Annotated in this window: 13 protein-coding genes; 7 read left to right on the top strand and 6 right to left on the bottom strand. The window is 66.4% G+C overall.

The features are described from left to right. The first annotated feature begins 15 nt into the window (after nucleotides 1-15). A complete protein-coding gene (locus VJ897_RS09485) occupies nucleotides 16-468 on the top strand; it encodes a hypothetical protein (protein ID WP_324055367.1) in 453 nt (150 codons plus the stop codon). On the opposite strand, the gene VJ897_RS09480 is transcribed toward VJ897_RS09485, so the two are convergent. From VJ897_RS09480 to fsa, 4 genes are all read right to left on the bottom strand, one after another. Beyond that, entirely contained in the window at nucleotides 465-1,166 is a 702-nt protein-coding gene (locus VJ897_RS09480) for a CDP-alcohol phosphatidyltransferase family protein (protein WP_324055366.1), read from the bottom strand. The two genes, VJ897_RS09485 and VJ897_RS09480, sit on opposite strands and share 4 nt — an antisense overlap. 152 nt (nucleotides 1,167-1,318) lie before the next feature. Beyond that, nucleotides 1,319-2,239, bottom strand: coding sequence for a tyrosine recombinase XerC (locus VJ897_RS09475; RefSeq protein WP_324055365.1), 921 nt, complete (start codon nucleotides 2,237-2,239; stop codon nucleotides 1,319-1,321). 3 nt (nucleotides 2,240-2,242) lie between these two features. After that, a complete protein-coding gene (locus VJ897_RS09470) occupies nucleotides 2,243-2,950 on the bottom strand; it encodes a DUF484 family protein (RefSeq protein WP_324055364.1) in 708 nt (235 codons plus the stop codon). A gap of 107 nt (nucleotides 2,951-3,057) precedes the next feature. Next, entirely contained in the window at nucleotides 3,058-3,711 is a 654-nt protein-coding gene (fsa, locus tag VJ897_RS09465) for a fructose-6-phosphate aldolase (RefSeq protein WP_324055363.1), read from the bottom strand. Nucleotides 3,712-3,803: 92 nt separating this feature from the next. Here fsa and VJ897_RS09460 point away from each other — a divergent pair, with 92 nt between their 5' ends. Further along, a complete protein-coding gene (locus tag VJ897_RS09460; RefSeq protein ID WP_324055362.1) occupies nucleotides 3,804-6,005 on the top strand; it encodes a primosomal protein N' in 2,202 nt (733 codons plus the stop codon). A gap of 109 nt (nucleotides 6,006-6,114) precedes the next feature. Here VJ897_RS09460 and VJ897_RS09455 read toward each other — a convergent pair whose 3' ends face one another. Continuing rightward, a complete protein-coding gene (locus tag VJ897_RS09455; RefSeq protein WP_324055361.1) occupies nucleotides 6,115-7,182 on the bottom strand; it encodes a YeeE/YedE family protein in 1,068 nt (355 codons plus the stop codon). 148 nt (nucleotides 7,183-7,330) lie between these two features. Here VJ897_RS09455 and VJ897_RS09450 point away from each other — a divergent pair, with 148 nt between their 5' ends. The 3 genes from VJ897_RS09450 (at nucleotide 7,331) to VJ897_RS09440 (ending at nucleotide 9,888) form a co-directional block, all read left to right on the top strand. Further along, nucleotides 7,331-8,560 carry an MFS transporter gene (locus tag VJ897_RS09450; RefSeq protein WP_324055360.1) on the top strand — a complete coding sequence of 410 codons (1,230 nt, stop codon included), beginning with the start codon at nucleotides 7,331-7,333 and terminating at the stop codon, nucleotides 8,558-8,560. Between the two features lie 3 nt (nucleotides 8,561-8,563). Further along, nucleotides 8,564-9,439, top strand: a complete 876-nt coding sequence (locus VJ897_RS09445) for a 50S ribosomal protein L11 methyltransferase (protein ID WP_324055359.1) — start codon at nucleotides 8,564-8,566, stop codon at nucleotides 9,437-9,439. A gap of 101 nt (nucleotides 9,440-9,540) precedes the next feature. Next, on the top strand, nucleotides 9,541-9,888 hold the full coding sequence (locus VJ897_RS09440) for a hypothetical protein (RefSeq protein WP_324055358.1): 348 nt from the start codon (nucleotides 9,541-9,543) through the stop codon (nucleotides 9,886-9,888). 110 nt (nucleotides 9,889-9,998) lie between these two features. Here the strand turns inward: VJ897_RS09440 and VJ897_RS09435 are convergent, their stop codons facing one another. Continuing rightward, nucleotides 9,999-10,190 (bottom strand): DUF1127 domain-containing protein, encoded by a 192-nt coding sequence (locus tag VJ897_RS09435; RefSeq protein ID WP_324055357.1) that lies wholly within the window; start codon nucleotides 10,188-10,190, stop codon nucleotides 9,999-10,001. Nucleotides 10,191-10,519: 329 nt separating this feature from the next. Between VJ897_RS09435 and ruvC the strand changes: the two genes are divergently transcribed. Then, nucleotides 10,520-11,026 (top strand): crossover junction endodeoxyribonuclease RuvC, encoded by a 507-nt coding sequence (gene ruvC / locus VJ897_RS09430; protein WP_324055356.1) that lies wholly within the window; start codon nucleotides 10,520-10,522, stop codon nucleotides 11,024-11,026. Next, complete coding sequence (gene ruvA / locus VJ897_RS09425) at nucleotides 11,023-11,700, top strand: Holliday junction branch migration protein RuvA (RefSeq protein WP_324055355.1); 678 nt, start codon at nucleotides 11,023-11,025, stop codon at nucleotides 11,698-11,700. The genes ruvC and ruvA overlap by 4 nt, the downstream gene beginning before the upstream one ends. Nucleotides 11,701-11,703: the final 3 nt, after the last annotated feature.

Genomic DNA, 11,703 nt, shown 5'->3' with positions numbered 1-11,703 from the left:
AAAGGAGACAGGCGAATGGCACATCCCAGCAAGACAGAGCTGCGCGACCGGATGATGGCGCTTGAGGCGGAAGAGCTTCGGGCTGCCCGTGATCACTACGAGGCGTTTCTCAAGGACAGCCGCCTGGCCGAGAACGAACCTCACGAACGTGACGAGATGGCCGCGGCGCGCGTTGCCGCCGACCTGGCCCATGGTTTCGACGATCCGATACACGACCACGAGGCCAAGATCGACGCGCTCGAGTCGCTGGACATTGGGCCAAGCACCGAGGTCGGCCCCGGCGCGGTGGTCACGCTGAACGGGCGGCACTTCATCATCGCCGTTTCGACCCGCAGGTTCGACTGCGGCGGTGTCACCTACATGGGGATTTCGCAGGAAAGCCCGATCTACAAGAAAATGGTTGGGTTGAAGGCGGGCGAGAGTTTCGATCAGAACGGCATCGAGATGGTGATCGACGAGGTTCTCTAGGCCTTGTCGTCGATGCCGTGCAGCGCCTGCTGCACCGGACCGGCCAGCAGCAGGTAGAGCGAGGTCACGATCAGTCCGCCTGTCACACCGGGACCGGGGTCGAAGCCGGTCCAGGCGGCATAGCCCGCGAGTGCCGTCCAGATCACCGCCACCGGCAGCGAGAGGGTCCGCCAGCGCCGGGTCCGCACGGGGTGGATGAACTTCACTGGCAGGAACATGGCAACGGTCAGCGCGGTGACCACCCCCAGGCAGATCGCCCAGTGTGGCTCGGTCGCGAAAAGCACCAGAACGGCCATGTTCCAGCACCCGGGGAAGCCCTGGAAGGAATTGTCGGTGGTTTTCATGCTGGTGTCGGCGAAATAGAGCGCCGAGCCGTAGGTTATGACGATCACAGCCGCCCAGCCTGACCATCCGTCCATCAGCCCGCTGGCATAAAGGGCATAAGCCGGGATGAAGACGTAAGTCAGGTAGTCGATGATCAGGTCCAGAAGGACGCCGTCGAACCGGGGGGCGTATCGCTTGACGTCGTAGCGGCGGGCCAGCGGCCCGTCGATGCCGTCCACCGCGAAAGCGACGACCAGCCAGACGAACATGATGGCCCAGTCCTGCTGGATCGCCTCGAGCATTGCGAGCATGGCAAAGACGGCACCGGTCCCGGTGAGCAGGTGAACGGCGAGGGCCTTGTTGTGATCTGTCATGCGGCTGTCATGTCGGATTTGGCGTCGCGGTGCAAGCGGGCCGGGCCTGTCAAAAGGAAAGGGCTGCGCCACGCTGCACGGCTTGGGCGGGGGCTTTGCCACCGTCGGTCTGCGACCGGCTCCCCCACGGTATTTGTGACCCAAAGAAGCGATCAGTTGCCCGACCGCGGATGCGCGCGATCGTAGACCTCCATGAGGCGGGCGGTATCCACGGCGGTGTAGGACTGCGTGGTAGAGAGCGAGGCGTGGCCCAGCAGGTCCTGGATGGCACGCAGGTCGCCGCCGGCCGACAGCAGGTGCGTGGCGAAGCTGTGGCGCAGGGCGTGGGGCGTGGCCGTGGCGGGCAGGCCCAGTTGCAACCGCGCCTGTTCGGTCACCTTCTGGATCGCGCGCGGCGACAGCGCCCCGCCGCGCAGGCCACGAAAGAGCGGGGTGTCGGGGTCCAGCCGATGGGGGCAGGTCTCGGTATAGGCCATGACCGCGTTGCGCGCGGCGGGCAGCACCGGGACCAGCCGTTCCTTGCCGCCCTTACCGCGGATGCGCAAGCTTTGCCGCAGCGGCGCATCTTGGCCCCGCAGCCCCAGCGCCTCGGAGATGCGCAGCCCGCAGCCGTAGAGCAGCGTCACCACCGCCGCGTCACGGGCGGCGATCCATGGCTCGGCCGCCTGGAGCTCCACCTGGCCGAGCATTTGCCGGGCGGCCTCGGGCGCAAGTGGGCGGGGCAGGCGGGTGCGGGGCTTGGGCGCGCGCGTGGCCAGCACGGCGCTCGGGTCGATCCCCTCGCGCTCGGCCAGCCAGCGGTAAAACCCCTTTACGGCCGAAATCGCACGCGCCAACGACCGTGCCGCGATGCCCCGGCCGCGTTCATGGGCCATCCATGCGCGCATGTCCGAGACGGTGACCCGCGCGATGGGCGCCAGGCCCTGGGCCGTCCCGTGGTGCCGGGCCATGAAGGCCAGGAACGACAGAAGGTCACGGCGATAGGCGGCGATCGTGTTCTCGGAGGCCCCGGCAAGCGCGCGCCGGTGGTCGAGCCATCGGTCCAGCGCGTCTGACATGGCCGGTGAGATCATGGCTTAGCCCAGCCAGCGCCGCATGACCCGTTCAAGCACGCCGCTGAAGAAGGCCAGCAGGTCGGTGCCCTGTTGCGGGGTGAACTGATGCGGGTCCTCGGCGCCAAGCACCAGCATGCCCGGCAGCCGCCCGGTTCCCAGGTCGAGGCGCAGGCAGGCCTCCGAGCGGATGAAATCCGCCTTTTCGCCGAAGAGCACCTCGTTGTCGGTGCGCAGCTGGCGCAGGGTCACCTGGCGCGGCGGCTGGTTGCGGCCCTGCATGATGTAATCGGCGACGAAGCCGGGGTCGGCCAACCGCAGCACATCCTGAAAGCGGCTGACCGCAGGGTCCTCGGACTGGGCAGCGGACTCCAGCACCAGCCGCACCGTGTCGACGCGCAGGATATCCGCCACGTCGCCCTTCAGATCGGCAAGGAATCCCTCGAAGCGTCCCGCGTCCATCAACCGCAATACCGCCCGGTGAATCTGGTTGGTTCCGGCGAGGTTCTCGTAGGCGGCGGCGATCACGTTGCGATGGGTGTCTTCCAGCCGGTCCAGGCGTGCCTCGAGCCGTTCCATGGCGATGCCGCGCAGGTCGACGATGTTCGACCCCATCGCCTTTTCGTTGGCGGCGATCAGGGCGCGCATCACATCCTGATCCTCGAGTACGGACTCGGGGTCGGACAGGATGCGGTCGCGGACGCCGTTGTCCTTGCCGGGGCTGCTGCTCATGGTGCCCATCCTTCTTCGTTGTTCCGACGTTTATCAGAAAGCCTCTGCGCCGGGCCAGAACAATATTCCGGTTCGGACGGGGTGTTGCGCGCCGCGTGGCGGGACAGTCAGACGATCTTTATCCCGGCCTTGGCAGCATCCTCCAGAAAGGCTGCCAGGCCCTTGTCGGTCAGAACGTGCTCGGCCATCTTGTGGATCACGGCCGGCGGAGCGGTGGCCACGTCGGCACCCAGCTTGGCGCAGTCGCTCATGTGGTTGGCCGAACGGATGGACGCCGCAAGGATCTGGGTGTCGAAGCCGTAAGTGTCGTAAATGGTACGGATGTCCTCGATCAGGTCAAGCCCGTCGAGGTTGAGGTCGTCCAGCCGCCCGATGAAGGGCGAGATGAAGGTCGCGCCCGCCTTGGCCGCAAGAAGCGCCTGGTTGGCCGAGAAGCATAGCGTGACGTTGACCATCTTGCCTTCGTCGGTGAGCGCCTTGCAGGCTTTCAGCCCGTCCCAGGTCAGCGGCACCTTCACGGCGATGTTGTCGGCGATCGCGGCCAGCTTGCGGCCCTCGGCAATCATGGCCTCGGCCTCGGTGGCAACGACCTCGGCGCTGACAGGCCCTTCGACCAGGTCGCAGATCTCGCGGGTGACTTCGAGGATGTCGCGGCCCGACTTCATGATCAGCGAGGGGTTCGTGGTGACGCCGTCCACCATGCCCAGCGCGTGAAGTTCGCGGATGGCATCAACGTCGGCTGTATCAACAAAGAACTTCATGTCAGGACTCCGGGTGCTTGGGGTTGGCAGTCTCGGTGACAGCGTTTACCCCAGAACAGGCAATACGGAAACCCCTTTATGGTTGCGCTAACATGACCCCGGCCGCAGCTGAATTCTTCGACGAGGGTGCGCTGGTCGGCGTGCTGACCACCCAGCCACTGGACCGGGTGCTGGATTATGCCGCGCCCGAAGGTGGCTGCTGGCTGGGCGCCTTCGTCGAGGTGCCGCTGGGCCCGCGCAAGGTGCTGGGCGTTATCCGGGGGCCCGGCCGGGGTAACTATGACCGGGCCAAGATCCGGTCGGTGATCCGGGTACTGGACCTGGCCCCCATGACCGCGGACATGCGTGATTTCCTGGAACGGGCGGCGGCCTATACCCTGACGCCGATGCCCGCGATGCTGCGGCTGGCCACGCGGGCGCCGGGCTTGGGCGATCCGCCCGCGATGCGCAAGGTCTACCGGTTGGGTCATACCGTGCCCGACAGGATGACCGCGGCGCGGGAAAAGGTGCTTGCAGTGTTGCGCGACTATGGCGGGCTGTCCTTCACGCTGGGCGAACTGGCTGAAATGGCGGGCGTGTCGACGTCGGTGGTCAAGGGATTGGTCAAGCACGGCGCGGTCCATGAAGAAGACGCGGTGCGCGACACGCCTTACCCGGCCCTGGACCCGGATCACGGCGGCAAGACCCTGACCGAGGCGCAGGCGCAGGCGGCGCAGGCGCTGCGCGAAGGTATCAGGGCAGGCCGCTATGCGACGACGCTGCTCAAGGGCGTGACCGGCTCGGGAAAGACCGAGGTCTACCTGGAAGCGGTGGCCGAGACCCTGCGCGCCGGGCGGCAGGCGCTTGTGCTGCTGCCCGAGATCGCCCTGACCGAGCAGTTCCTGACCCGGATCGAGGCGCGCTTTGGCATGAAGCCGGCCGAGTGGCATTCCGGCGTGACCATGACCGAGCGGCGGCGTTGCTGGAAGATGGTCGGGCAGGGCGGGTGCCAGGTGGTCGTGGGCGCGCGCTCGGCCTTGTTTCTGCCCTATCGCGACCTTGGCCTGATCGTCGTGGATGAGGAACACGACACCTCCTACAAGCAGGAAGATGGTGTCCTCTACAACGCGCGCGACATGGCGGTTCTGCGCGCCTCGCTGACAGGGGGGCAAGTGGTGCTGGCCTCGGCCACGCCCAGCCTTGAAAGCTGGGCCAACGCGCAGTCGGGAAAATACGCGCGGCTGGACCTGGCCGATCGCTTCGGCGCGGCGGTGATGCCCGAAATGGCCGCCATAGACATGCGGCTGGAGGACCTGCCGGGCGGCAAATGGGTCTCGCCCAGCCTCAAACGGGCGGTGGATGCGCGGATCACGCGGGGGGAACAGGCGCTGCTGTTCCTGAACCGGCGCGGGTATGCCCCGGTGACGGTCTGCCGGGCCTGCGGCCACCAGATCGGCTGCGCCGATTGCGACGCCTCCATGGTCGAACACCGCTTCCTGAAACGGCTGATGTGCCACCAGTGCGGTGAAACCAGGCCGATGCCGACAGTGTGTCCCAATTGCGAGGCCGAGGACAGGCTGGCGCCTGTCGGACCGGGAGTCGAGCGGCTGGAGGAAGAGGCGCGCGCGCTCTGGCCCGAGGCGCGCATCGCGGTGCTATCCTCAGATCTGTTCGGATCGGCGCGGGCGCTGAAAGAGGCTATCGAGGGGATCGCCTCGGGCGAGGCTGACATCATCATCGGCACGCAGCTGGTGGCGAAGGGGCACAACTTTCCCAACCTGACCCTTGTTGGCGTGATCGACGCCGACCTCGGCCTGAAGGGGTCGGACCTGCGTGCGGCGGAACGGACGTTCCAGCTCTTGCGCCAGGTGGCGGGACGCGCGGGCCGGGCCGAGGTCCCGGGCGAGGCGCTGCTCCAGACATTCCAGCCGGATCACCCCGTGATCCGTGCGATCCTGGGCGGGGACGAAGAAGCGTTCTGGGCCGCCGAAGCGGCCGAACGCCAAGCCGCGGGCGTGCCTCCCTATGGGCGCATGGCCGGGATCATCCTGTCGGCGCCGGAGCCGCAACCGGTCTTTGACCTGGGCGCGGAAATGGCGCGCAACGACGGGCCGTTGCGCCGGATCGGGGCGCAGGTCTTCGGCCCCGCGCCTGCCCCGATCGCGCGCATCCGTGGGCGGCACCGGGTGCGCCTTCTGGTCAAGGCCGACAAGGGCGCGCCGCTGCAACAGGCCCTGGCGCAGTGGATCGGGCAGTTCACGTTGCAGGGCGATTTGCGCATGGCCGTGGATGTCGATCCGCAGAACTTCTATTAGCGGGTGGTTTTCAAGATGAGTGCTGCGCAGGCCCGATGAATTCATTTGGGGGCGCTGCCCCTGACGCGCGGGGCGCGCGACGCCCCGCGGTCTTTCGGACCAAAAGACGTCAGGCCGCTTGCGCGCGCAGCCCGCGTTGGTCAACCAGGTAGTCGGTCAGCATGCCGCCCACCCACATGGCTGTCAGCGCCGCCCAGGCGGTGCCCGCGAAGACCGATCCACCTGTCACCCCGGCGCCGATGGCACAGCCGCCCGCCAGCATCCCGCCGAAGCCCATCATCGCGGCGCCGACCAAGGCGCGGCGCATGTTGGCCTCGTCCTCGAACCCCTGGAACCTGAATTCGCGTGTCAGAACTGCGGCGAGAAAGGAGCCCAGGAAGACCCCCGGCACCAAGCCGATCGAGAATGTCAGCACAGGTGCCGGTTCGAGAAAGAACATCAGCGTGTTGGCCGAGGGGCCGGTGAAGGTGGCGCTTTCAATGGTGATCGGGTCGAAGGCGATCCGGCTGAGCCCCGTCGTCAAGATCCAGCCCATGGCCACTGCAAAGCCAACGCCAGAGGCGAAGATCAGCCGCCCCGCACCGATACGGTTGCGCCGCGACAGGACCAGGGCCAATCCCGCCAGCACGACACCCAGCACCAGCCCGCCCCAGTCGGGTATGCCCCCCGCCACCATCAAGTCGAGGTTGCGCCCCCCCTGCGTGATCCAGAGCCCTGCCAGCCGGTCACGCAGGGGCGCCAGCCAACCATGCAGGGACATCTGCGCCACCACGGCGAAGATCAATCCGGAGACGACCGAGCGCAGGTTGCCCGTGGCCGCCAGCACCAGCAGGCGCCCCGAACAGCCGCGTGCGAGGATCATCCCGGCGCCGAACACCAAGCCACCGATGATTGCCCCGGACCAACTGCCCGGCACGGCCATGATCCGGGCCTCGGTCACGTTGACATGGCCGAGCAGCCGCGCCCCCTGCACCCAGACCAGCGCGGTGGAAAAGGTCAGCAGCCAGACCGCCACCTTGTCGCCCCAGATGCCGCGCGCGAATTCGCTGGTCGCCGCCCGAAGGCAGAATCGCGACCGTTGCGCCGCCACGCCGAATATCAAGCCGGTCACGATGCCGAAGAGCGCGGCCGTCTGGGCTTCGCCAAGGGTTTCGGCAAGATAGAGGATGAGGTCCATGGGGCGGGTGTCCTTGGCTGTTTGCCCTGACATGCCCCATCTTGAATATGTTCGCCTTGACATGGATCAGGCCGCGCACCCGCACGGGCGGGCCGCGTCTTTCCATTCGCTCTCGTCAAGTCGGGCGAAACGTCGTAAGCCGCGCGCCATGCGCATCGTTCCCCTCGCCCGGGCCCGGACCCTGCCATTCTGGCGGCGGCCCGTGACGCTCTTGTTTCTCATGGCTGCGGCCATGCCAGTGGCCTTTGCCACCTGGTCGGCGTTGCTCAACAACTTCGTCATCGAGGTGGCGGGCTTCGACGGATCCGACATCGGCTGGCTGCACACGGTGCGCGAGGTTCCCGGCTTCCTCGCCATCGGGGTCATCGCGCTGCTCATGGTATTTCGCGAACAGCTGCTCGGGCTTGTCGCACTGGCCATGCTGGGCGTGGCAACGGCGCTGACCGCGCAATTTCCGTCCATGGGCGGCATCCTGACGATCACCATGCTGTCCTCGATCGGCTTTCATTATTTCGAGACGGTCAACCAGTCCCTGCAATTGCAGTGGATCGACAAGCAGCGCGCGCCGCAGATGCTGGGCTGGATCCTGGCGGCCGGGTCTGCGGCGACGTTCGTGGCCTATGTGCTGATCGTGCTGACCTGGGAGAGCTTCGACCTGAGCTACGATTTCGTCTACGTGGTGTCGGGCGGGTTCACCGCCTTGGTGGCGCTGTTCTGTTATTTCGCCTATCCGCAATTCGAGAGTCCGCATCCGCAACTCAAGCAGATGGTGCTGAGACGGCGCTACTGGCTGTATTACGCGCTGCAGTTCATGTCGGGGGCGCGGCGGCAGATCTTCGTGGTCTTCGCCGGCTTCATGATGGTCGAGCGTTTCGGGTTCGAGGTGCACCAGGTCACCGCCTTGTTCCTGGTCAATCTGGTGGCCAACATGATCTTCGCCCCGCTGATGGGCCGCCTTGTGGGGCTCTGGGGCGAACGCATGGCGCTCGCCTTCGAATACGTCGGGCTGATCGTCGTGTTCCTGGCCTATGGCGGGGTCTACTGGTTCGGCTGGGGGGTGGTTCTGGCCGGGGTCCTTTACGTGATCGACCACATGTTCTTTGCACTTGCCCTTGCCCTGAAGACCTATTTCCAGAAGATCGCCGATCCTGGCGATATTGCCCCCACGGCCGCCGTGGCCTTTACGATAAACCATGTCGCCGCGGTCTTCCTGCCGGCCCTGCTGGGGTATCTCTGGCTGGCCTCGCCCGCGGCGGTCTTCGGGCTTGCGGCGGCGATGGCCGGGATTTCGCTGTCCCTGGCGCTCTTGATCCCGCGCCATCCCGGACCGGGAAACGAAACCATCCTGACGCAGGCCATGCCTGCCCCTGCGGAGTAAGCCATGACAACCTTTACAGCCCTCACAACCCTCAATGGCAAGGACCAGGCCCAGGCGCTTGGCGAAGCGATGGAGGGGCTGGACCCGGCCCCGACCGGTGTCGGCGTCTTCGAGATGGAGGATGAATCAGGCCTTTGGGAGGTCGGCGGCTATTTCGAGCACCGCCCTGACGCGGTCGCATTGGCGCTGCTGGCGGCGGCACATGGGGCCAGGCCCTTTGCCGTGTCCGAACTGCCTGAGGTGGACTGGGTCGCCCATGTGAAACGCGAACTGGCCCCGGTCGAGGCAGGACGCTTCTTCGTTCATGGCAGTCATGATGCCGACAAGCTGCCCGAGGGGCGCGTGGGCCTGCTGATCGAGGCGGCGATGGCTTTCGGCACGGGGCACCACGGTACCACGCTGGGATGCCTTCGCGCCTTCGATCGGCTGCTGGGCCAGGGCATCGTGCCGTGCAATGTCGCCGATATCGGTTGCGGCACCGCGGTGCTTGCCATGGCCGCGGCCAAGTGCCTGCCACAAGCGCGGGTCATTGCCAGCGACATTGACCCGGTCGCGGTCGAGGTGGCCGAGGCCAACCTGGCAGCCAACGATATGGCCGGGGCGGTTACATGTGTTACCGCCGCGGGGTTCGACGCTGATGCGCTTGCCGGGCGTGCGCCCTATGACCTGGTCTTCGCCAATATCCTCAAGGGGCCGCTGATTGACCTCGCCCCTGCTGTCGCGGACCATACCGCCCCCGGCGGGCACGTGATTCTCTCGGGGCTTCTGACCCACCAGGCCGATGAGGTCGGGGCAGCCTATGCACGTTGCGGGTTCAATCACGTGGAGAGCGACGAGATTGTTGACTGGACGACGCTGGTACTGGCCAAACCTGGGTAAGCGTGGCCCTGAAATCAGGGGTTTCACGGCGTCTGCCCGATTTTCGCCACAATTAGGCGACACCTTTGACACACTGTGGTGGGGATCACAGTGAGGCTGCCATGTCGATTAATACCGATTTTGACAAGCGCGTGGGCCATGTCGTGCGGACCCATGACCGCATTCGCCGCAACGGTGTCGTTCATCGCGTCGGCAAGGATGGGCTGATCCGTGCCCGACCTCGGGTCGCGCGCCCGCGCTTCCCGCTGCGCGCAATCCTGATCGTGATGCTTCTGGGGCTGGCCTTCAAGGGTGTCCTCTGGGCCCAGATCGGTCCCGTCGGCTATGCCGAGCGAGTCGAGAAGCTTCGAACCGGAACGACGGTCGAGCGTGTCGGGGCCTGGCTCATGCAGCCCGAGGGCGTGACCGTTTGGGTCGGCGGACAGCTACGGCCTTACTTGCGGCGCTGAGCCCCCCGACGTCTACGGCAACCACCTGCCTGACGAAAAAGGCCGCGTCGGGTTGTCCCGACGCGGTCATGGCGTGTCGCGTCCCGGGGACGCCATCCGTGGTGGTGAGGTCAGCGGCGCTTTTCGGCGATACGGTCGATGTCACCGGGGCACAGGCCGATGTCGTCAAGTTCGCGGCGGCTGAGGCTGGAAAGCGCCTTGCGGGTGGCGCGGGCGTCGTTCCAGCTTGCCACTGTGCCGAAGAGGCGGGCGAGCGAGAAGCCGAAGCCATTGAGCGGGCGGGTCATGTCGATGGCGGCCATGGGACTCTCCTGTGAAATGGGCGGGCGCCGGTCTGTCGTCTGCTTCGCAACTAGGCGCGCCCGTCGCTTTGCACCAGAGCGTTTTTTGCATGGCTTTCATGCGTCTTACGCATGTCTGAATTCCAACCTAAGATCATGAATAAAAAGATAAATCATCGGCTTTCAAGGTGTCGCTTCCAGACCTGAAAATGGCGAAAATCGACCGTGTTGCGGCGGGCATGTCGCGTACGGACAAGGTGCATGTCGCTTCCAGACCGCGCATTGCATCTTGGCCAATGTTCGCTCTTTGTGCTAGGGCTGTTGCAAAAGGGCAATAACGACGGGGTGGCATGCGGGTATTGGGCATTGATCCGGGTTTGCGCAAGATGGGCTGGGGCCTGATCGAGGTGTCGGGGTCGCGTCTGTCGCACCTCGCCAACGGCGTGTGCGAATCATCAGGGGCGGACATGGCGACGCGGCTGCTGTCGCTGCACGAGCAGTTGCAGGCGGTCGTGACGGGGCACGCCCCCGAGGCCGCCGCGGTGGAACAGACCTTCGTCAACAAGGACGGGGCCGGCACGCTCAAGCTGGGCCAGGCGCGCGGGGTGGCCATGCTGGTGGTCGCCCGCGCCGGGCTGGCCGTGGGGGAATACGCGCCCAACGCTGTCAAGAAGGCGGTGGTCGGCGTGGGCCATGCCGACAAGGGACAGATCGCCCACATGGTCAAGCTGCAGCTCCCCGGGGTCGCCCTGGCCGGGCCGGATGCCGCCGATGCGCTGGCCATCGCGATCTGCCATGCGCATCATCTGCAATCGGCGGGCCAACTGGCGCGCGCGGTCCAGGGGGCCTCGGCATGATCGGGCGACTCTCCGGCCGGATGGACTATCGCGCCGAGGATCACATCCTGATCGACGTGCGCGGCGTGGGCTATGTCGTCTTCGTCTCGGACCGGACCATGGCCACGCTGCCCGGCCCGGGAGAGGCGGTCTCGCTCTATACCGACCTCCTGGTGCGTGACGACCTGTTGCAGCTGTTCGGTTTCCCCTCGCTGGTGGAAAAGGAATGGCACCGCCTGCTTATGGGTGTGCAGGGCATCGGTGCCAAGGCCTCTCTGGCGATCCTTGGCACCCTGGGCGCTGACGGGGTCAGCCGCGCGATCGCGCTGGGCGACTGGTCTGCCGTCGCCTCGGCCAAGGGGGTGGGTCCAAAGACCGCACAGAAGGTGATCCTGGAACTGAAGGACAAGGCACCGACGGTCATGGCCATGGGGGCCGCCGCGCCGATCACAGGCACAACCGCACCGGGGGCCAAGACGGACGATGCGGCTGTCGAGACGATGACTCCCGCCACCCCGGCCTCCTCCGCGCCCGATGGCGCCGCGCAGTCCGAGGCGCTGTCCGCCCTGGCCAACCTGGGCTACGGACCGTCCGAGGCGGCCGGTGCGGTGGCCAGGGCGCGGGGCGAGGCGCCAGACGCGGAAACCGGCACGCTGATCCGCGCGGCATTGAAGCTGCTGGCACCGAAGGGATAGGAG

Source organism: Salibaculum sp. (assembly GCF_035270045.1).
Taxonomy (GTDB): Bacteria; Pseudomonadota; Alphaproteobacteria; order Rhodobacterales; family Rhodobacteraceae; genus Salibaculum.
This window is presented reverse-complemented; position numbering and strand designations above follow the sequence as displayed.

Excerpts from the sequence above, each read along its gene's own strand:
- VJ897_RS09485 (WP_324055367.1), top strand. The coding sequence starts at position 16 with ATGGCACATCCCAGCAAGACAGAGCTGCGCGACCGGATGATGGCGCTT.
- VJ897_RS09480 (WP_324055366.1), bottom strand. The coding sequence starts at position 1,166 with ATGACAGATCACAACAAGGCCCTCGCCGTTCACCTGCTCACCGGGACC.
- VJ897_RS09475 (WP_324055365.1), bottom strand. The coding sequence starts at position 2,239 with ATGATCTCACCGGCCATGTCAGACGCGCTGGACCGATGGCTCGACCAC.
- VJ897_RS09470 (WP_324055364.1), bottom strand. The coding sequence starts at position 2,950 with ATGAGCAGCAGCCCCGGCAAGGACAACGGCGTCCGCGACCGCATCCTG.
- fsa (WP_324055363.1), bottom strand. The coding sequence starts at position 3,711 with ATGAAGTTCTTTGTTGATACAGCCGACGTTGATGCCATCCGCGAACTT.
- VJ897_RS09460 (WP_324055362.1), top strand. The coding sequence starts at position 3,804 with ATGACCCCGGCCGCAGCTGAATTCTTCGACGAGGGTGCGCTGGTCGGC.
- VJ897_RS09455 (WP_324055361.1), bottom strand. The coding sequence starts at position 7,182 with ATGGACCTCATCCTCTATCTTGCCGAAACCCTTGGCGAAGCCCAGACG.
- VJ897_RS09450 (WP_324055360.1), top strand. The coding sequence starts at position 7,331 with ATGCGCATCGTTCCCCTCGCCCGGGCCCGGACCCTGCCATTCTGGCGG.
- VJ897_RS09445 (WP_324055359.1), top strand. The coding sequence starts at position 8,564 with ATGACAACCTTTACAGCCCTCACAACCCTCAATGGCAAGGACCAGGCC.
- VJ897_RS09440 (WP_324055358.1), top strand. The coding sequence starts at position 9,541 with ATGTCGATTAATACCGATTTTGACAAGCGCGTGGGCCATGTCGTGCGG.
- VJ897_RS09435 (WP_324055357.1), bottom strand. The coding sequence starts at position 10,190 with ATGGCCGCCATCGACATGACCCGCCCGCTCAATGGCTTCGGCTTCTCG.
- ruvC (WP_324055356.1), top strand. The coding sequence starts at position 10,520 with ATGCGGGTATTGGGCATTGATCCGGGTTTGCGCAAGATGGGCTGGGGC.
- ruvA (WP_324055355.1), top strand. The coding sequence starts at position 11,023 with ATGATCGGGCGACTCTCCGGCCGGATGGACTATCGCGCCGAGGATCAC.